This is a genomic window from Myxococcales bacterium, assembly GCA_016703425.1.
In the GTDB taxonomy this organism is placed as follows: domain Bacteria; phylum Myxococcota_A; class Polyangia; order Polyangiales; family Polyangiaceae; genus JADJCA01.
In genome coordinates, this window is sequence record JADJCA010000011.1 from 1 (window position 1) to 19911 (window position 19911).

The 19911-nt window shown below is 67.9% G+C and carries 17 protein-coding genes and 1 pseudogene; 10 read left to right on the forward strand and 8 right to left on the reverse strand.

Annotation, left to right across the window (positions count from 1 at the left end; genetic code table 11):
- Positions 1-236 (reverse strand): hypothetical protein (locus IPG50_20685; GenBank protein MBK6694602.1); only part of this gene is annotated, 236 nt, incomplete at its 3' end.
- Positions 237-358: 122 nt separating this feature from the next.
- On the opposite strand from IPG50_20685, the gene IPG50_20690 reads away from it, so the two are divergent.
- The 3 genes from IPG50_20690 to IPG50_20700 all read left to right on the forward strand — a co-directional run bounded on the left by IPG50_20690 (position 359) and on the right by IPG50_20700 (position 2422).
- On the forward strand, positions 359-835 hold the full coding sequence (locus IPG50_20690; GenBank protein MBK6694603.1) for a hypothetical protein: 477 nt from the start codon (positions 359-361) through the stop codon (positions 833-835).
- Positions 832-993, forward strand: a complete 162-nt coding sequence (locus IPG50_20695; protein MBK6694604.1) for an ATP-binding cassette domain-containing protein — start codon at positions 832-834, stop codon at positions 991-993. Before IPG50_20690 ends, IPG50_20695 begins: the two co-directional genes overlap by 4 nt.
- Positions 994-1108: 115 nt before the next feature.
- Positions 1109-2422: an ATP-binding cassette domain-containing protein gene (locus IPG50_20700; protein MBK6694605.1), complete on the forward strand. Its 1314-nt coding sequence runs from the start codon at positions 1109-1111 to the stop codon at positions 2420-2422.
- A gap of 1067 nt (positions 2423-3489) precedes the next feature.
- Here the strand turns inward: IPG50_20700 and IPG50_20705 are convergent.
- Positions 3490-3687: a hypothetical protein gene (locus IPG50_20705; protein MBK6694606.1), complete on the reverse strand. Its 198-nt coding sequence runs from the start codon at positions 3685-3687 to the stop codon at positions 3490-3492.
- A 152-nt stretch (positions 3688-3839) separates the two neighbouring features.
- On the opposite strand from IPG50_20705, the pseudogene IPG50_20710 reads away from it, so the two are divergent.
- The 3 genes and pseudogenes from IPG50_20710 to IPG50_20720 all read left to right on the forward strand — a co-directional run bounded on the left by IPG50_20710 (position 3840) and on the right by IPG50_20720 (position 5821).
- A pseudogene (locus IPG50_20710) lies at positions 3840-4058 on the forward strand (ABC transporter ATP-binding protein).
- 459 nt (positions 4059-4517) lie between these two features.
- A complete protein-coding gene (locus tag IPG50_20715; GenBank protein MBK6694607.1) occupies positions 4518-5051 on the forward strand; it encodes a hypothetical protein in 534 nt (177 codons plus the stop codon).
- A complete protein-coding gene (locus IPG50_20720) occupies positions 4988-5821 on the forward strand; it encodes a serine/threonine protein kinase (protein ID MBK6694608.1) in 834 nt (277 codons plus the stop codon). Before IPG50_20715 ends, IPG50_20720 begins: the two co-directional genes overlap by 64 nt.
- A 146-nt stretch (positions 5822-5967) precedes the next feature.
- Here the strand turns inward: IPG50_20720 and IPG50_20725 are convergent, their stop codons facing one another.
- The 3 genes from IPG50_20725 to proC form a co-directional block, all read right to left on the reverse strand.
- Entirely contained in the window at positions 5968-6324 is a 357-nt protein-coding gene (locus IPG50_20725) for a hypothetical protein (protein ID MBK6694609.1), read from the reverse strand.
- A gap of 258 nt (positions 6325-6582) precedes the next feature.
- A complete protein-coding gene (locus IPG50_20730) occupies positions 6583-8355 on the reverse strand; it encodes an AMP-binding protein (protein ID MBK6694610.1) in 1773 nt (590 codons plus the stop codon).
- A 101-nt stretch (positions 8356-8456) separates the two neighbouring features.
- Positions 8457-9299, reverse strand: a complete 843-nt coding sequence (gene proC, locus IPG50_20735) for a pyrroline-5-carboxylate reductase (protein MBK6694611.1) — start codon at positions 9297-9299, stop codon at positions 8457-8459.
- 69 nt (positions 9300-9368) lie between these two features.
- Here proC and IPG50_20740 point away from each other — a divergent pair, with 69 nt between their 5' ends.
- A complete protein-coding gene (locus IPG50_20740; GenBank protein MBK6694612.1) occupies positions 9369-9884 on the forward strand; it encodes a hypothetical protein in 516 nt (171 codons plus the stop codon).
- 48 nt (positions 9885-9932) lie between these two features.
- Here IPG50_20740 and IPG50_20745 read toward each other — a convergent pair whose 3' ends face one another.
- Positions 9933-13172, reverse strand: coding sequence for a hypothetical protein (locus IPG50_20745; GenBank protein MBK6694613.1), 3240 nt, complete (start codon positions 13170-13172; stop codon positions 9933-9935).
- An 80-nt stretch (positions 13173-13252) separates the two neighbouring features.
- Positions 13253-14098: a kinase/pyrophosphorylase gene (locus IPG50_20750; GenBank protein ID MBK6694614.1), complete on the reverse strand. Its 846-nt coding sequence runs from the start codon at positions 14096-14098 to the stop codon at positions 13253-13255.
- A gap of 351 nt (positions 14099-14449) precedes the next feature.
- On the opposite strand from IPG50_20750, the gene IPG50_20755 reads away from it, so the two are divergent.
- The 3 genes from IPG50_20755 to IPG50_20765 all read left to right on the forward strand — a co-directional run bounded on the left by IPG50_20755 (position 14450) and on the right by IPG50_20765 (position 17589).
- Complete coding sequence (locus IPG50_20755; protein MBK6694615.1) at positions 14450-15115, forward strand: hypothetical protein; 666 nt, start codon at positions 14450-14452, stop codon at positions 15113-15115.
- An 87-nt stretch (positions 15116-15202) separates the two neighbouring features.
- Positions 15203-16729: a protein kinase gene (locus IPG50_20760; GenBank protein MBK6694616.1), complete on the forward strand. Its 1527-nt coding sequence runs from the start codon at positions 15203-15205 to the stop codon at positions 16727-16729.
- A 41-nt stretch (positions 16730-16770) separates the two neighbouring features.
- Positions 16771-17589 carry a tetratricopeptide repeat protein gene (locus IPG50_20765; GenBank protein MBK6694617.1) on the forward strand — a complete coding sequence of 273 codons (819 nt, stop codon included), beginning with the start codon at positions 16771-16773 and terminating at the stop codon, positions 17587-17589.
- Between the two features lie 1029 nt (positions 17590-18618).
- Here the strand turns inward: IPG50_20765 and IPG50_20770 are convergent.
- Positions 18619-19899, reverse strand: coding sequence for a hypothetical protein (locus tag IPG50_20770; GenBank protein MBK6694618.1), 1281 nt, complete (start codon positions 19897-19899; stop codon positions 18619-18621).
- Positions 19900-19911: the final 12 nt, after the last annotated feature.

Genomic DNA, 19911 nt, shown 5'->3' on the forward strand with positions numbered 1-19911 from the left:
ACGTTCTTGTTGCCGAAGAGCATGAGCCCCGCCACGAGCTGGCAGCCTCCGCCGAAGAGCAAGCTGAAGACGGCCGCCGTCTTGAGCGCCGCCGTGAAGTGTGCCGGCGCGACCCAACCAGCGAAGGCGATGGGCAGGAGCGCCTCCGCAAGCGATCGCGAGGCCGAGCAGACCGAGCGGAGTCGGGTTGCCAAAACGCCTTGAGTGGGCGGAACGATGTCGATGCGCTGGACCATGGCAAAAGGGGAATCGGCGAGGGGCGCGGCGTCAAGGCTCTCATGTTGCAGCGCAACAACTACCGCCCGTTTCGCGCCTTCCAGCTCGCGCAATCTCTGAGCGCCGCACTAAGGTGCGCGCCGTGCCGGTTCTTTCTGCCCGCGACGTCGAGAAGTTCTACGGCGCGCGAACCGTCCTCAAGTCCGTGACGTTCACGCTTCGGAGCGGCGAGCGCGTTGGGCTCTATTGGCAGAAACGGCACCGGCAAGTCGACGCTCATCGCATCCTCGCGGGCCTCGAGCCGCCCGATCGTGGCGAAATCGCCGTGCGTCGTGGCGCCAGCGTCGGCCTCTTGGAGCAAGTGCCGGAGCTTACCGCCGGCGACGCCGCGCCGGATCGTCGCCGAAGGCCTCGCCGCCTGGGCGAAGGTCCGCGCCGCTTACCGAGGTCACGCGCCAAGCTCGAGGGCGCCACCGGCGATCACGACGCTCCTCGCCGAGCAAGCGAAGTGGGCCACGAGATCGAAGGCCTCGGCGGCTGGGAGCGCGAGCACGAGGTCGAGGCGGTCTTGGGCAACCTCGGCGTCACCAAGACATCGACCGCGACATCGCGAGCATGAGCGGCGGTGAGCGGAGGCGCGTGGCCCTGGCGCGGCTCCTCGTGGCCTCACCGGATCTCGCCATCCTCGACGAGCCGACCAACCACCTCGACGTCGAGACCATCGACTGGCTCGAGGAGCACCTCGAGAAGCGCACCGAGGCGCGGTCTTGCTCGTGACCCACGATCGGTATCTCCTCGATCGCGTCTGCTCGCGAACGCTCGAAATCAACGACGGGACGGTCACCGCGTACGACGGCGGCTACGAGACCTTCCCACGCGAGGTGGTGAGCGCATGGCGCTCGAGGAGCGCACCGAGGCGAACCGGCAGAATTTCCTTCGTCGTGAGCTCGAGTGGCTCGCGCGGCAGCCCAAAGCGCGAACCACGAAGCAGAAGGCGCGCATCGAGCGGGCCGAGACGGCGAAGGCCGCGGTACTCGCAAGAAGGACGGAGAGCGTTCAGCTCGCCATCGAAGAGGCCCGCAGCGGCAAGACGGTCCTCGAACTCCACGGCTTCGGCCTCGACATCGGCGGCCAACGCCTCATCGAGTCGCTGGACCTCTTCCTCACGGAAGGCGAGCGCGTCGCCATCGTCGGGCGCAACGGCACGGGAAAGACGAGCCTCCTCCGCGCCGTCGTCGGCGAGCTCGCCGCCACGCGCGGCCGGTTGGTGCAGGGCGCCAACACCAAGGTCGCCTACTTCGACCAAGAGCGAACCGGCCTCGACCTCGACAAAACCGTCTTTGAAAACGTGAGCGAAGGCGGTGCCGTCGAGATCGGCGGCGTCAGGCTCGAGCCCCGCGCCTACCTCGAGCGTTTCCTCTTCGACGGCCACGCGCAGCGGCAAAAGGTCGCGTCGCTCTCCGGCGGCGAGCGCGCGAGCCGCTTTGGCGAAGACGCTGCAAGGCAAGACGAACCTGGTGCTCTTGGACGAGCCGACCAACGATCTCGACGTCGACACGCTGGCCGCGCTCGAGGAGATGCTCGTGAGCTTCGGCGGCTCGGCCATCGTCGTCACCCACGATCGCTTCTTCCTCGATCGCATCGCGACCTCGCTCCTCGTCTTCGAGGGCGATGGCAAGGTCACGCGGTACCCGGGCAACTACGAGACGTACCGGCGCCTCAAGAAGGAGCAGGCGGCCGAGGGCGAACGCGACGCAAAGGCGGAAGCCAAGGCGAGCGTGGCGCCGAAGGCCTCGGCCAAGGCCGACGCCCCGGAGGCGAAGGCCGCGAAGAGCAAGCTCTCTTACAAGGAGCGAAGCGAGCTCGAAACCCTTCCGGCGCGCATCGAGACCGAGGAGCGCGAGATGGGCGCTCTCGAAACGACGCTGTCCGATCCGAACCTCTACAAGGAAGGGCCCGAGCGCCTTCGCGAGCTCACGGCCTCGCTAGAGGCGAAGAAGAAGCTCGTGGCCGAGCTCTACGTGCGATGGGAAGCCCTCGAAGCGAAGGGCTGAGCAGGTTCCCCTCGAGGATCGGCCCCGTGCGTCAGGGCATCGCTGCAATGATGGGGCGCGCGTCGAGCTTCATCACGCCGTCTTCGCTAAACGATTGGTCGAGGGGAAAGACACTGCTCACGACTCCGCGCGAGTCCGACGGGTTGCTTTGATTCACAAAGACGTCGATGTAGTGCCACGTGTCGCCCATTCGTGTGAAGGCAACGGACACCGTTGCCGAGCCCGTCGGTTTCGTAAGGGACGAATCAACCGTCTGGTCCAGCTTCAGCGCAGAGATGAGCGCTGATGGGCGTGGGCCGAGGTCCTTCACCTGTTCACGCGACAGTTCGGTCAGCACGACGCCGCCGAAGGGCGCCACCACGTCACCCCAAGTACGGGGCTCCGCCGCAACACTCGCGACGACGGACTCGTCGACAGCGACGTCGACCTGACCGATGACGTAACGAGCAACGGTCTTCCCCTGCGCGGTGCGCCGGGGCTGCCCAATAGACTTGAGCACACCTCTGCCGCATCGGAACGTGAGTTGGGCGATGTGGCTTATGTCCGGACCGTCGAAGTTGATCGACTTGCTTTCGGCCGCGCAGGCGGGAGCCGGGCCGGTCGCGATTTGAATGGCGCCGAAGAGCTTCTTCAGCTTTCGGTCGAGTCCCACACCGACGGCATCGGAGCCGGGTGTCGATACGGTCGCCCCCGCAGCGGTGCCGAGCGCCTTCTGCAGTTCGGCGTTCGCCGCACTCACCTGCAGCTCGCCTTGATCGGTCTCCGAGGCATCCTCCGTCGGCCCTGAGGAACACGCCGCCAAGAGCCCGACACACACAACCATGAGCTTCTTCATGACCGACGCGTTCAGCAAGCGCGGTGCCGCAGGCCCACGTGCCTCGTCTCGCGGAGTTGCCTTCCCGCCTCGCAGCGCGATGCACACTCCGCGATCTCACGCTGAGGGTCGGCGCTCTATTCGCGCACCCTATCGTGCCGAATTCACGCAAGAAACTTCCCCTCTCGATGCAGCTGGTCGGCGGGCCGGGAACGATTTCGGCGAGCCGTGGCGCGCCTCGGCGGCGCACGCTGCCACGATGCTTGACGAGCGTTCCCCGAGCCCGTGCCGCCAAAGGGCGCGTCAAGCCTCGTCGTAAAATGCGCGGATCTCGGCCTCGTACTTCTTGTAGATGACCTTGCGCTTGATCTTCATCGTCGGCGTGAAGCTCGCCCGTCTCGACGCTCAGCTCTGCGGGAGGATCTTGATCTTCTTGATGGCCTGCACGCGCGCGAGGTCGCGATTCACCGCGTTGATCTCGCCCTGTAGCCAGCGGTGGAGCTTCTCGCACTTCGCCGCTTCGGGGAGCGTCTTGGCGTCGGAGCCGGCCCGCGAGCGAGCCTTTTTGAGCTTCGTAAGATCGATGGTGAGGAGCAAGGTCACGCGGTACCCGGGCAACTACGAGACGTACCGGCGCCTCAAGAAGGAGCAGGCGGCCGAGGGCGAACGCGACGCAAAGGCGGAAGCCAAGGCGAGCGTGGCGCCGAAGGCCTCGGCCAAGGCCGACGCCCCGGGAGGCGAAGGCCGCGAAGAGCAAGCTCTCTTACAAGGAGCGAAGCGAGCTCGAAACCGCTTCCGGCGCGCATCGAGACCGAGGAGCGCGAGATGGCGCTCTCGAAACGACGCTGTCCGATCCGAACCTCTACAAGGAAGGGCCCGAGCGCCTCCGCGAGCTCACGGCCTCGCTAGAGGCGAAGAAGAAGCTCGTGGCCGAACTCTACGTGCGCTGGGAAGCGCTCGAGGCGAAGGGCTGACGTGCCGGGGTTGACGTGCCGGGGTTGACGCGCCGGGGCTGACGCGACGATGCAGAAGGACTTGGCCCGGGAATTCGCTGGCGCTGGCGACTTCGCAGGTGGTGGCGGTGGCTGTGGCCCGCTCGACGACTGTATGGTAGTCGGGTGCTGATGTGACGGAGCGGTACTTCGCCGGGCAAGTGGAGCGCCGGGTCGACCGGCCTGCCGCTACCAACCGCGGAGCTCTACCTCTGTGCCGGCGCCATCGACGACCTCGCTCCAGCCCGATGTACCGTTGCTGCAACGGCGCCTTCGGACCCTGTTCTGGACCTTCGCGACCTTCTCGTGGATTGCCGTCCTCGCGCACGCCGTTGTCGGCATGGCAGCGCCGGAGGTGGCCATTCCATTCGCGCGAATGTTCTTCCTGTCGAGCGTCTGCGTAAGTACCGGCGCCGCCGTGCTCCTACGCCGGCCACGCCCGTGACGACGGTCAACGCGCTCGACCTGGGAGTGACGCTGGTCGTCAGCGGCTGGGTGGCGGCGATGATGCTCTACCCGTTCGCGCGCAACGATGAGCTCTATCTGGCCTTGGCAGCCAACGGATTCTTCGCCATCGCGCGTTCGTTCTTCTTGCCCGCCTCTCCGCGGCGCACCGCCGCCCTGGCGACGCTCGGCGCCGTACCGCCGTTGGTGGCAACCCTGTACATCGCGGCCAACGACGCCGGGCGCTTGACGTTGCCGCGGGCGCCTTTCGTGGTGAACGTCGCGTTTGCGCTCCTCGTACCGGTCGTCCTCGCTTGGGTCGGCGCCACCGTCATCGCGGGGCTGTTCGCCGAGGTCCGCGCCGCGCGCCGCCTGGGGCAATACACGCTCGATGGAGAAAAACAGGAGGGCGGCATGGGGGTCGTCCATCGGGCGCACCACGCGATGCGGCGGCCACGGCGGTCAAGTTGCTACCGGCGGAGAAGAGCAGCGAGGCCGCAGTGGCTGGCTTCGAGCGCGAAGTCCAGCTGACGGCGCAGCTGACGGGCCCTCACGTCGTCGCCATTTTCGACTACGGGCGCTCGGACGACGGCACGTTCTATTATGCGATGGAGTATCTCGATGGCCTCGACCTCGAGCGGCTGGTGGTCGGCTGGGGCCCGCAACCGCCGGCTCGCGTAGCTGGCATCTTGGCTCAAGTATGCGATGCCCTCGCGGAGGCGCACGCTCGCGGATTGGTCCATCGCGACATCAAGCCGGCGAACATCCTCTTGTGTGAGCGTGGAACGCGGTGCGATGTGGCGAAGGTTGTCGACTTCGGGCTCGTGCGGCACGTGGCCGCAGAGGATGGCGTCGTGGCCGGCACGCCGGGTTTTTTGGCGCCCGAGGCGCTTGCGGGGCCCAGCGAGCTCTCCGTCAGCGTCGATCTCTACGCCGTCGGCGCCGTGGCGTACTTTCTCCTCGCGGGGCGCTTGCCCTTCGAAGGCGACACAGCCGCCAAGCTCATCGAGGCTCAGCTACGCGAGCGTGCGCCGACGCTCTCGTCGCGTGGAATCTCCATCGATGCCGACCTCGAAGCGCTCGTGCTCCGATGCCTTGAGCGGGAGCCGGCGTTGCGCCCCGCGTCCGCGGCGGAGCTCGGAGCGCAGCTGTCCTCGCTGGTGGGCAAGCTCAGTCCGTGGGGGGAGCCGGATGCGCGCCAGTGGTGGAGCAGCTTCAGGCGCCAGCGCGCCGAGCGCCAAGAGTCCGACGTCGCCGACACGGCTCCCGTAGCCTCGACGCTGCTGATCGCACATCGATAGCCACGGGCCGCGCACAAGGCGTCCTCGCTCCGGAACAGCTTCACAGTGTCGTCCCGTAGGCCGACGGTTATGCGGTTGTGCGGCACGCGCGCGGTGACCAACGCGGCGCGCTCCGTGTCTTCGGCGAATCGTGGGGGCGAGCCGCCTCAGCCGGACCATTCACCGGCGCCATAAAAGACGAAGCCAGGGATGCCGCTCGCTTCTAGCGCATCCTTGACCTTCTCATGGACGACGATGGCGCTGGCGTTCTCCGCCAGACGAAACAGCAAGGCGCCGCCGGTCTTCGACTCGTCAATCACGAGCGATTCGAAGCCGAGATCGCCCGGTGACCCCGATCCGCCACCCAAGTACCGAGAGGCCACTAGGTCTGCGCAGGCCACGAGCCCGACGATGTTGTAGGCCTTGTAGTCGCGGTATTCGGCGCCCGTGTCCGGGTTCTTGAGCACGGCGTCGAGGTATTGAATGTTGTCGACTCCGACAACATTCCAGCGTTTTCGCCACATCGTCGCGCATCACCGGGATCGACTTCTCGTAGTACATGGGCTTGGGCTGGCCCTTGAACCGCGGGTTGAGCGTGTAGACGATGGGCGTTGGCACCGCCTCCGTGAGCGGGCGACCTTGGCGCCAGTTCCCCTCGATGCCGGGCCCGGTGGCGATCGGCATGATGGGGTGCCTGCCTTCGCCGACCATCACGTAATAGCTCACCGGGATCACCCACCGCTCTCAGCGCTGCCCCTTGCCACGTCCACCAAGAGGCAGCGTCAAGCCTCGTCGTAAAATGCGCGGATCTCGGCCTCGTACTTCTTGTAGATGACCTTGCGCTTGATCTTCATCGTCGGCGTGAGCTCACCCGTCTCGACGCTCAACTCGGCAGGAAGGATCTTAATCTTCTTGATGGCCTGCACGCGCGCGAGGTCGCGATTCACCGCGTCGACCTCGCCCTGCAGCCAGCGGTGGAGCTTCTCGCACTTCGCCGCTTCGGGGAGCGTCTTGGCGTCGGAGCCGGCCCGCGAGCGAGCCTCCTCGAGCTTCGTAAGATCGATGGTGAGGAGCGCCGCGAGGTGCTTCTCGCGATCGCCGACGACGACGGCATGACCGACCACCGAGATGTCGCGGAGCTTTCCTTCGAGCACCTGCGGCGCGATGTTCTCGCCTCCGGCGGTGATGAGCAGATCCTTCTTTCGATCGGTGATCCGAAGGAAGCCCTCCTTGTCGAACTCCCCGATGTCGCCCGAATGAAGCCAGCCGTCGGCGTCGAGCGCCTCGGCGGTGGCCTCCGGGTTCTTGTAGTAGCCCTTGAAGACGTGGCGACCGCGCATGCAGATTTCGCCGTCTTCGGCGATCTTGGTCTCCGTGCCGGGAATGACCGTCCCCACGGAGCCGGTCTTGTAGCGATTGGGGAGCGACACCGTCGCGGGGCCCGTGCACTCGCTCATGCCGTAGACCTCCATGAGCGGAATGCCGAGGCTCAGGAAGAACTCGAGGGTGCCCCGCGAGATGGGCGCCGCCGACGTGATGGCGAAGCGACACCGATCGAGGCCGAGCGCTACACGCACCTTCTTGAAGACGAGGGCGTTGGCCACCTCGTACAACATGGGGCGGGCCGTGCCGCCTTGATCGGCGTAACCGCCGGCCAAACCTTGCTTGCGCGCCCAGACCGCGATCTTCTTCTTGAGGCCCGTGTTCTTGGACCCCGCCTCGACCATCTTGGCCTGGATCTTCTCCCAGACGCGGGGCACGCCGAAGAAGATCGTGGGGTGCACCTCGCGGAGGTTTTCGCCGAGCTTTTCCATGCTCTCTGCGAAATACGTGCACCCTGCAGCCGCCATGGGCCCGTGGATGCTCACGACCTGCTCGGCGATGTGGCTGAGGGGCAAATACGAGAGGAACGTCTCCTCGGAGAAGTCGATGAGGGTCTTCACCGCCTCGGCCACGAAGGTGATGTTGTCGTGGCTGATCATCACCGCCTTCGGATCGCCCGTCGTGCCGGAGGTGTAGATGAGCGTGCAGACGTCATCGGGCTTTTGGCCGGCGATGCGCGCTTCGAGATCCGCTTCGGGTACGTCGCGGCCGAGCTCGAGCACCTGGTCGAAGGTGTAGACGCCCTCGCCTTCGACTTTGCCCTGCATGACGACGAACGCCTTGACCTTCGGCAGACGGTCTCTGACCGAGAGGAACTTGTTGAGCTGCGCCTGGTCCTCGACGACGACCACGGCCGAGTCGCTGTGGTCGGCGATGTATTGGCACTGATCGGGGGTGTTGGTCGTGTAGATGTTCGCCGGGAAGCCGCCGGCGTAGATCGCCGCCAGATCGGCCACGACCCACGCGACGCAGTTGAAACCGATGATAGAGACGCCCTGCTTCGGCTCGAGGCCGAGCTTCATGAAGCCGCGCGCGCAGAGCCGGACCTTGTCGCGGTAGTCCTTCCACGAGAGCGTTTGGTAGGTGCCGCCGACCTTGTGGCCGAGCGCTGGCCTCGAGGCGTGACGCGACGCCACAGACTCCATCACCTCCATCACCGTTCGCTTGTTCACGTTCGCCTCCACTCCCGTTCCCGTTCGATCGCGCCGCGAAGGCGGCAGCGGATTGTCTCTATTGCTGGCGGGAGCGCAAGGGGCGCGCCGCCGAGCCTTCGTCAGCCGCGCCGCATCTTCGCGGCCATCTGCTCGCCCAGCTGAGCCGCGCGGAGGCTGGCCGTTTCAACGGCGTCGATGAGCGTCTTGCGTAGCGCTCCCGATTCGAGCGTGTGAAGGCCTGCGATGGCCGTCCCGCCGGGGCTCGTCACTTGGTCCTTCAGCCGCCCGGGATGTTCGCCGGTCTCGAGCAAGAGCTTGGCCGAGCCGTAGACGGTCTGCGCCGCGAGCATGAGCGACGTGTCGCGGTGAAGGCCCATCTTGACGCCGCCGTCGGCGAGCGCCTCGATGATGAGCATGACGTAGGCGGGGCCCGAGCCCGAGAGACCGGTGACGGCGTCGAGAAGCACCTCGTCCAGGATCGCTGTCTTTCCCACCGCGGCGAAGAGCTGACTGGCCGTGGTCATGTCGGAATCGGTGGCGTGCGTCCCTGCCGAGAGGGCCGTGGCCCCCGCGAGGACGATGGCCGGCGTGTTAGGCATGGCGCGCACGACATGCACGCCGTCGGCGAGCCGCGACTCGAGCGACTCAATGGGAACGCCCGCTGCGACGGACACCACGAGGGTCTTGGTGGAGACGTCTTTGCCAATGGCGAGGAGCGCCTTGTCGACGACCTGCGGTTTGACGGCGATCACGAGCACGTCGACGGACTTCGCCAGCTCGTGGTTGTCGGTGGTGACGCCAACGCCGTGGGCGCTCGCGAGCGCATCGAGACGCTCGCGCTTCACGTCGCTGACGACGATGTGCTCAGGGCCGACGAGCTTCGATTGAAGGAGGCCCTTCACGAGCGCCGCGGCCATGTTGCCACCACCCAAAAACCCGATCGTCTTCGGCCAGCCCTGCATAACGCGCGAGTCTACTCCCCGGCGTGCCGAGAAGTTGGCCGAATCGGCCCGTTTTGCGAGGGGTAGAGGATGCGCAGCCTCGCACTTCTCTTGGGCCTCTTGGCCGGTTGCAGCGCCTTTCCGGGTCTCGGCTTGGGCACCGGCGGTGGCGATGCCGGCGGGGGCTCCAGCGCCGCGGGCACTTCGGCCGGCGACGGTGGCACCGGCACAAAGGGGGTCGACTGCATCGTGGAGCCGGAGAGCGGCGCCACGTTGTGCACGGCGGTCTCAACCTGCCCGTCTTTGGCCGTAGACCACGACATCTACCCGCATTGCGGCTTTCGACCTGGCAGCCCCCGACTCGAGCTCGCCTGCGCGTGCGCCGGCGCCGTGTGCCCGCTAGGCACCGCCGACACCTGCGAGCAGGCCAAGAAGCTCTTGAGCGCGCAGAGCGAGTCGCAAGTCTGCGCGCAGGTGGCCGAGGATCGCTGCACCACCAAGTCGGCGGCCCCCACCACGTCGCCGTCGGCGACCTCCACATGCGACAAAGCCTGCGCCGGCGAGTGTGGTGGCGCCCCCGGCTGCCTCAAGCTCTGCGGCTGCTGACGCGCATCCTTTGGCGCAGCGTGTTCGCGCGGGACAACCGTTCGCCTCTCAGCGAACGGTCTCGATGACGGAGACTTCACCCCCAACGCCGCCGCAGAAGAGCAGGCCTCGATCCGCAAACGCCATGGTCGACACGCCGTGCTCCAGGCGCACGCGTGCGCGCTCGTCGAGCTCCCGATCGAACACCGTGACGATCTGGCCGGCGGACACCGCTACGCGCTCCGCGACTTCGTCGAAGGAGAGCGCGAGGGCGCTGCCGGGCCCGCGCACGGCGCGCTCGACGGCAAGCGGCGTCCCGCCGAGGCGCGCGATGTCACCGTTCTTCAAGACCACGACGAGCGCCATGTCGACGCCGCCGGCGACGTGCGTCACCGGTGACGCCACGACGAGAGGCTTCGAAACGGATAGCGAGACTGCGTTGATGACCCAAATCTTGCGGCCGTGGACGCAAGCAAAGTGCGTGTCGTCGAGCGACGCGAGCAGGCTCCCCTTGGTCACGACCGCTCGAGGGAGCGAGATCCGGTTCGCGCGCCCCGCCGTCTCGACGACCGAGAAGAGCCCGTTGTCCGCGGCGACCCAGACGTGACTGCCGGCGCGGGCCATGCTGGAGACACCACGCAGCGGGAGCGCGCGCCCCACGGCCGTGCCGCTCACGAGGTCGATGCGCGTGACGCCGCTTTGCCACGCCGCGAGCAGCGTTCGCCCCGTCGCGCCGACGACGGCGCCCACGAGCCCGCCCTTTTCCGCCGTGGTCCTCCACCCGGCCACGATCTCCCGCGTCTCGGCGTCCCACTGCAGCACCATCGCGTCGGCACCGAAGGAGAACGCCCGCGCCCGCGCGGCGTCGGTCAACATCACGAGCACGCGTTCGGTGTGTTGTGCGATGGGCAGGGTGCTCGAGTGTCCCGTCTCCTCCCAAAGCTCGACGCGAACGCCGGCGCCCCCCGTCAGGGCGAGCGCCGACAAAGGATCGAGCACCAAGGCCGCGATGGGCCCTGACGCCCTCACCGTCTGAACGATGGCTTTGGCCGCGACGTCGACGCGCAGGAGTCCCGGGCTCTTGCCACCCACCGCCACGAGCAACGTGGCGCCGTCCTTGTGCCATGCGACGCGGACACCTCCCGCGACGGCGACGCTTCCACGCGACGCGAGCGTTACGCCGTCGAGCCACTCGACCGCACGCGGCCGCAGGATCGCCACGAGATTGGGCTCACGATGAAAGGCGAGGTCGAGGATCGGCGAGGGGCGCGCCGGCGCCTTGGCCTTGGCCTTGGGCCTGGATTTGGGCGACGCCGCGCAGACCGCACCGTCGCGCTCGTCGATCCAATAAACGCGCTCGCCGGCGAGGACGAGGATGAGCGGCCTGTCGGGATGGGCCACCATGCGGAGCACCGGACCCTCGAGCTTCCGCGAGAACACGACGTCGCGACTTCCCTTTTGCAGGAGCCCGGCCCTCGTGCCCACGACGACATCGCCATCGCTCGCCACGACGATCGACGAGACGGCCTTCGCGCCGATGAGGCGGATCGAGCCGGCGAGCTCTCCGCTGCGCGCATCAAAGAGCACGACGTAGCCATTTTCGCAGGCGACCGCCAGCCGATCGCCGGCGCGGTCGAACGTCATGGCCGACGCGTTCTCGAGATCATCGCGACCGCCGATGGCAGTGCCGTCGGCGTCAAAGAGCGTCACCTTCGTCTCGCCGAGGGCCGCGAAGCGCGAGCCCGCGCGGTTGCCGGCGAGCTCGCGAACGGGCGGCCCGAAGACCCAAGGCCCCCCGCCGAGTCGTGCCGCAGGAAGCGTCGGGCGCGCCGCGCCGGGCGCCACGACCCGCGAACGAAGCGCCTCGCGCACGCGCTCCGAGGCGCCGTAGACGTCGACCCGCGCGATGTCGACGGCGCTGGCGCGCACCATGGCGTTTTCGTGATCGAAGAGCGAGATGAGAAACGCGTCGGCGCCGGGCGTGTGGAAGCGCGCCAGCGCCTCGAGCGCGTCGAAGGTCGCCTCCGAGCGATCGGCCACCGTGACCTCGGAGTAGCTCGGGAACGCGACCATCGTGCGCACGGCGGCGAGGGCGGGCACCTCGAGCTCGGCGCCGCACTCGGCGTCAGCGCCCTTGCGAATGGCGTTGTGGCGAAAGATGGCGTCGGGATCGCGCAGGGCGCCGACGAGGCCCCGCACGCCTTCGCGCCGGAAGAGCGCGTCGACGCGGGGACGGTCCAAGAAGTTCGGCTTGACGACGATCCCGACGCTCCCCAAGACGTTCGCCGCGGCGGTGCGCACCCGCGAGTGCTCAGCGTCGACGAAACGTCGCGCCGTATGCAGGAGCTCGTCGGGCGGTGCGTGCACCGCCAAGAGGCGGAGCGCCGTCTCGTGGAGCTCCCGCGCCTCGAAGCGATTGGCCATGAAGACGCGGAGCGCGTGCCGCACGACGTCGAGATCGACGCTTCGTCCGAGCCGTGACCGCAACGCCTCGAGCATCAAGCGCGGATAGACGAGCTGGTCCTTCGTCCCGACGAGCCGCGCCGCGACGGCCTCGACGTGCGACGCGGACCCGCGATCGGCGATGCGAGCGAGCGCGTACATGGCCACGTTGCGATGACGCCCGTCGAGGAGGCGCAGGAGCGCGTGGGTCGCCTGCCCGTCGCCGAGCCAGCCGAGGCCGACGATGGCGCGCGCGATGACGCTGTCCATGTCGGGCGGCGGCTCGGTGACGAGCGAGAGGAGAACCGGCATGGCCCGCGGATCACCGATGCGCCCGAGGGCCAGGCACGCGTTGGCGACGATGCGACGATGTTCGGTTTGCTCGCGCTCCGCGGCGGGCATCGACGACGACGCGAGTTGGATCAACTCGGGAACCGCCGTGGCCGCTCCAAGGTGCCCCAAGGCGTCGATGACGGCGGCGAGCAGCTCGCCCGACGCCCCGAGCCGACTCGTGAGCGCGGGCACGGCGCGCGCGTCGCCGAGACGCCCGAGCGCCAGCGCGAAGGGCGCGAAGTCCGCGTGCGCGACGAAATACGCGGTGAATCGCGCGCCCGTGGCGCCGAGCGCCTCGACCGTCTCGTAGAGCTCCCGGCGAAAGACCTTTCCTTCGCGGCGGTACTGCTCCTCCTCGAGGAACTTCAGCCGACTGCTGTCGATGGCGAGCGACGGGTCGCTGCGGCGGTAGACCGCGTAGAGCTCGCGCACTGTGGCTGGCTCGTCTACGAAGTCCCAAGCCAACGACGGGATGTCCCGCCCGACGTGTTGCTCCAGGAGCTCCTGGACGCGAGCGGCGACCGCCACGCTCACGTCACGCCTCGCTGCACCGTGGCTCGCGCTCCGCGACGGCTGCGACAGGTCGCCGCTTCACGCTAGCCCGCGGCCTCAAGCTACACCAACGAAGCCAAACGAGCGCGTTGAGCGTCGCCGTGAGCCTTGAGCGACTCGAGAATGATGACGGCGGTCTCCTCGATGGCGCGCCCGGTCACGTCGATGACGGGCCATTCGGGGTGGGCCCGGAAGATCTCCCGCGCGTAGTCGAGCTCTTCTTTGACCTGATCGCGGAGGCCGTAGCTTGCGTCGACCGGCATGCCGAGCTGCTTGAGCCGGGCTTTTCGGATTTCGACGAGCTTGTCGAGCTCGATGGTCAGCCCAACGATCCGCGACTGCGGCGCTTCCTCGAGCTCCGGCGGCGTCGCGATGCCGAGCACCAGGGGCAGGTTGGCGACGCGCAGGCCGCGCTGCGCGAGGATGGTGGAGAGCGGCGTCTTCGACGTGCGGCTCACTCCCACGAGGACGATGTCCGCCTTCTTGAAGTTGCGCGGCTCCTTGCCGTCGTCGCTCTTGACGGTGAACTCCACGGCCTCGATGCGGCGGAAGTATTCCTCACTGAGCGGCATCATCCCGCTCGGCAGGTTGATGGGCTGCCGATCGAGGAACGTCGAGAGCTTGCCGATGAGCGAGCCGATGAGGTCGAGCGCCTCGACGCGGAGCTCCTTGCTCGACACGTAGATGAACTCACGCAGCTCGGGGCTCACCACGGTAAAGACCACGACGGCCCCGTCTTGTGCCGCTCGCTCAAGCAGCGGACGCGCCTGGTCGGGCGTGCGCACGCGGGTGTGCACGCGGAGCTGCGCACCCGAGTGGGGAAACTGGAGCATCGCGGCGCGAACGACCCGCTCGGCGGTTTCACCGGTCGAGTCGCTGAGAACGTCAATCCACCTGAGGTCCGACACGCGGGCGAGTCTACCTGGCCCTCGCAGAACGCGCCCAAGATCATGGACCTCGGTCGATCCACAACGGGCGATCCAAAGAACGACGCGGGCTTTTGCCCACATCGTCATTCGTCGGCGTTTCCCCCAAGAGACAACGGCACACATCCTGCTGCGGGAGTGCTGTCACCTCCGCCAGGTGAGCTTTGGGGGACTCCGCATCCCAGAAAGCGCTCGACCATGACTGCAGCACTCTGGAGCACATCATCTGAGACCCGCACCTTGCCCTTCACGCGGCAACCGGGGCCCAGATCCATCACGGCATCGTTTTCGGCGCGCGAAGTGGCTACCGTGGACGAAGGCGTACGAGGCCGAGTGGACCAAGACGACGTCAGGACCAAGGTCAGTGGCGAAGGCGCCCGCCGCGACGCAGCGCCGGTCGGAGCGCGGGACGCTGGGTCGGACACGATACCCGAGAGCAGTGTGGATAGCCGGAGCGCGCCAACGAGCGCGCAGCTCACGGCCGACGCGTCGGGCGCTCGCCTCATCATTCCGGCGTTGTCCCTGAGGGACGCCATCGCCAACGGCCCGCTCTTCGACGCCCCGCCGCTCGACGGACCGCCGCCGTCGCCCGAGGCGATCCGCGCCGCCAAGGCGGGCGTCGCCGAGCGGCTCGAGCCGACGGCGCCCGTGAAGCGACGCCGACGACGCCACGCGTCCCTCGGTCTTTGGCTGGCCGCGAGCGCTCTCGTGGGCCTCGGCCTTCTGGCGTCGACCACTGAGACGGCGGATCGCGTGGCGGCACGCATCCAGCTCGCTTTCCAGAACGACGCCATCCCCGCGGCAAGGGCCGACAGCACCGGCCCGGCGCCGGCGCTTGAGGCGCCGCCCACGCCAGTGGAGACGGCGGCCGTCGCCGCGGAGGTTTCGGCGGCGCCCGCCGCGCTGGCGCCCGAGGCGAAGGCTGCCGGCGGCGACAAGAACGCGAAGGCCTTGAAGGCCGCGCCGAAGGCAGCGCCGAAGGTTGCTCCCCGTCGCTGAGCGGCGCGGGAAGCGACCGATCGCCAGATCGGTGGCTGATGGGGCGACGCCTCGCCGCGCGCCCAAACGCGCTACACTTCGGTCCGCGTGACGGAGCCGAGAGGAAAAGGCAACGAGGGGTTCTCGACGACCGTGGAAGCCGGCGAGGGCGGCAGCCCGCCGGCGTCCGTGCGGAGCATCGGCACGATCATCGCGGGCAAGTACGTCGTCGAGCGGATCCTCGGACGGGGCGGCATGGGCATCGTGTTCGGCGCGCGTCACCAGACGCTAGGCGAACCGGTCGCCATCAAGTTCATGAGCTCGGAGGCGGCCAAAGACCCGACCTCCGCAGAGCGCTTCTTGCGGGAAGCTCGCGCGTCACTCCGCGTGAAAGGGGAGCACGTCGTTCGCGTGCTGGACGTCGGCCTCGAAGAGGGAATTCCGTACCTCGTCATGGAGTACCTCGAGGGCACGGACCTCGCCACCGAGCTCGCCGACCGGGGCCCGCTGGCGATCCATGATGTTGCACTCTACATCCTTCAGGCGTGCGAAGCGCTGGCGGAGGCCCACGGCCATGGCATCGTGCATCGCGACATCAAGCCCTCGAACCTGTTCTTGGCGACGCGGCCCGACGGCTCGCCGATGCTCAAGGTGCTCGACTTCGGGATCGCCAAGGCCCTCGTGGAGGTCGGCGAAGACACGCCGGCGCTGACCGATACGCGCGCCGTCTTTGGCTCGCCGGCGTACATGTCGCCAGAGCAAATCCGCAGCGCCAAACATGTCGACGCGCGCACCGACATCTGGGCCCTCGGCGTCGTGATGTACGAGCTCTTGACGGGCCAACATCCGTTCTCCGGTGAAAGCTCGGTGGCCATCCTCGCGAGCGTCTCGGCCGACACGCCGAAGCCCATCCGCTCGCTGAGGGCAGACATTCCGCGCGACTTTGCCCAGGCAGTTGAGCGCTGCCTGGAGAAAGATCCGAATCGCCGCACGGCGTCTGTGCTCGACCTCGCCATCGCGCTCGAGCCCTTCGCGCCGGCGGGTCAGGTGTCGACGGACCGCATCCGGCGCCTCTCGGGCCTCTCGGAAGGGCGCGTTCGCGCGAGGCGCGCGTTGCCTTCTAGCGGCGACGTGACGAAGGACGCGACGGGCGCGCCTTGGTCCACGACGCACCGGCCCCGGAGGCGACGCGGGCCGCTCTTGCTCGGCATCTTCGTGCTCGTCGCCGCGGGCGGCGCCTCCGCCGTGTTTCTGCGTGCGCGCGCGGTGAAGCCCCTCGCTCCGGCAGGCCCCGCGACCGTCGCGGTGACAACGAACCCCGAGCCGAAGAGTCCTGTGCCCAACGCGATAACCGCGCAAGCCCCCACGGCAACACCGACACCGGAACCGAGCGGAGGGGCGGCCCCGGTCGACGCGGGCGCGGGCTCGACAAGGGTCGCGGGGAAGCGGCAAAGCGCCACCACACCTCCGCCGAGTCGCCTAACGCTCGCGCCATCGGCTTCAGCGGCGGCGGCGCCTCCTCCGCAGGTCGCGGCGCCGTCCGTGCCCGCGCCACCCGTGCCTACACCTCCGGCCCCGCCGCCGCAGCCCGCCGCACCAGCAGGCATCGACGAGATCGAAGGCCAGCGAAGGTAGGCCGCGCTCGTGTCTCGGCATCGTTTTGCATAGACTCGCGGATGATGCTCTCCGCGAAGCCTTGGACTCCAGCGTTGGCGTTGCTCGTCCTCTTCTCGGCGCCGCTCGCACACGCCCAGGACGCCTCAGAAGCGCCGCCAGCGAAAGCGCCGCCGCCAACGTTGCTTGAAGGGCGAGGCGGTGACGCCGCGCAAGTGAACACGCTGGCGGAGCGATTCTTCGTCGAGGGGCGCGTACTCCTCGCGCGCGGCGACGCCGAGGGAGCTTGCGCCCGCTTCGAAGCGAGTCGCAAGCTCGACCCGGCCGCGGCAGGCACGCTGCTGAACCTCGGTCTCTGCAACGTGGCGCTCGAGCGTTATGCGACGGCCGCCGACTTCTTCAACCAAGTCGTCGAGTCGTCGCGCGGCACGCGCCAAGATCGCGTGGAGCGTGCCTCGCAGCACCTCAAGGACATCGAGGCCAAGATTTCCTATCTCCGCGTCGTCGTCCCCGAGGAGGCAAAGATCGCGGGCCTCGTTGTGCGCCTCGACGGCGTCGAGCTTCCGCCGAACAAGTGGGGAGTTGAGCTCCCCACGGACGGTGGCACCCGAACCTTGGAGGCCACGGCCCCTCAAAAGACGTCGTTTCGCCTCGAAGTTCCGCTTGAAAAGGTTCGTGGACGCGGCTTTGTCACCGTGCCGAAGCTCGCCGACGTGCCGGACACGACGCGGGCCGGGTACACCTTGGCAACCGTCGGCGGCGTGTTGTTCCTCGTGGGAGCCGGCCTCGGCATCTCCGTGGCCCGGAGTGCGGCGGCCTCTTCAAGGACACGTGCGCGGCGGCAAACAAGGGGACGCAAACGGAGCGCGACGACAAGCTGAACGAGCTCGACACGCGCGCGTGGGCCTCGAACATCGTGCTTGGCGCGGGGCTCGTGAGCGCCGCGGTGGGCGTGACGCTCGTGCTGACGTCGCCGTCGCGGCGGAGCGCACCGGCCAAGGTCGGCATGACGCCGCTAGTCTCGCCAAAGGCCGCTGGTTGGTCGCTGCAAACGTCGTTCTGAGGCGGGCCCCCTCGGCGCGCCAACCTCACGGCGGTCACTCGCAGGTCAATCGCCACCGCCATCGGGCGGAGCGCCGGCATCGAGCGCCAGGCAAAACGGACTGCCAAGCGCGACGGCGCGCTTTATGAAGTCTCCTACGCCTTGACACACCGCTGAGGGCCCCCCAGCCACTGGGCGCAGGCAGCGCTCGGCGCGATCGACGAACCGAACGCAGGTGCCACGACGCGCAGCCATCAGACACGCCTCGAGCGCCGGTGTCTCGGGTGCGTGCGGCGCGCCGTCGTAACTTGCCGCGGCATCGATTGCGCCGCAGCCGCGGCAGGCCTCAAAGGTGTAGTTTTGAGCGCCGCCACCCACCCTCCACAACCTGGATCATCGCGCCCCTGCCGCGTGAAGAGCGCGATGCACCCGGCAACGTTGAGACGAGCCACGAAGCCGTCCATGATCACCGGCCCGTGACGACCCGCGTCGGCGGTGGTGACGACGCAGTCTGCGCAAGTCACGCCGCGGGTGCGTTCGCGGACCTCTGCGCAGGCCTGGGGCGGCAACGAGGCCCTCGTTAGACAATCGGTGACCAGCGCAATCTCGTCCGGTGAGTCGCACGCTCCCGGCTGCGGGTCCGTCGGAGGCACAAAACTCGGTTGAAACGCGGACATGTCAGCGGGTTCACACGCGAGCGGTTCGCTCGGGAGCGCCAAGTCGAGCGAAGCGTCACCCGGGGGAGCGCTGGCCGCGGCCCGATCGGGGACGTCGACGGACGCTGTCAGGCGACCGCAAGCGACCACGGCGCATGCCGAACAGGCCATCCAGAGGAAGCCACGTTGCATGCGGAGGCGACGAGCGCGCTTCACCGTACACCCAGGCACGCGTATTCGAGGTTGGGGCAAGGGTTCATCTCGCCCGCCTGAAGGCCCGGACGCACCGGCCCAACCGTGGCGGGCACTGCGGTGAAGGTCATCCCCACCGAGAGATGGGTGCAATCACCACCCGGCGTGTCAGCGAGGTCGGCGAGCTCACAGGCCGTGTTCCGGACCAACGCCTGGATTGCCTCGTTTTTGCACAGGGGCTCGAAGGTACCGTCGATCATCATGGATTGCTTCGAGAGCTGCTCCACCAAGTTGCTGACGAGCACTCGCCCCGCGAGATTGCCCCGCTGGATGTGCCATTCATCACCGATCAGGCGAAGCTCGCCGGTGAGTTGAACGTGCTCGACCGCAATGGGCGCGAGGAGCGGGACGAGCACCGTGGAGGGGGTGCCGGCTTCGCGCGGCGCGGCAGCGACGATGAGCAGGCCACCGCGCACGTAGCCGTCGACGGAGTACTTGGGAACCATGAAGGTTGCCGACTCGACGCTGTTGGGATCCACGTACCAAGTACGGAGCGACTTGCCGTCCCAATACTCCCGAAGGTTAGACGGAATGAAGCCGCCGTCGGAGCGGAGCGGCTCCACCGGCGCCGTCGTCCCGGCGATGCCGGAGGCGACAAAAAAGGACACGGAGACATCATCGTCGTCTTCACGGCCGTTGTAGCCAGCCACGCGAAGGATGACGTTGCCCACGCCGTTCTTGAGCACCGAGTTGGGCTCGATCTGTCGTCGGTCGACGCCGGGAATGGAGCCCAAAAACTCGGGCCCAAACGCGCGCCCGAGCGCGTTGTCGACGCCGCCAGGGAAATCACACGGATTGTGCCGGCGCATCTTGTTGCTGCACGAAGGACCGAACACGCAGCCTTCGCCGGCGGGGCAAGCGGAGATGGCGATCTGTTGACCTTGCGAGTCGATGCAGGTCGTCCTCTTGTCCAAGTTGAAGCCGGGCACCGGGCACGTCGTCGCGCCGGCGTCGTTCCGTGCGTCCGCCACCAGCGAGCCAAAGACAAGATCGACGGAGATGTCACCTCCCCCAGGTAGCACCGTGTCGAGGGGCGGAGGCATCTCCGCCGAGCACGCCTGAGAGACGGGACGCGGCGCGCCCGCGTCGACGCTCGCGGTGGCAGCGACGCGAAACCCCTCGAGCGGTACGACGACCTGGCAAGCGGCGATGGCCGCCAAGAGGGCCCCGGCCCAAGACGCCAGCGCGAGCGCGCGCCGCAGCGGCACGATCCCCGCCCGCTGTCGTCGACGCGCCACCATCGACGCAGCGTA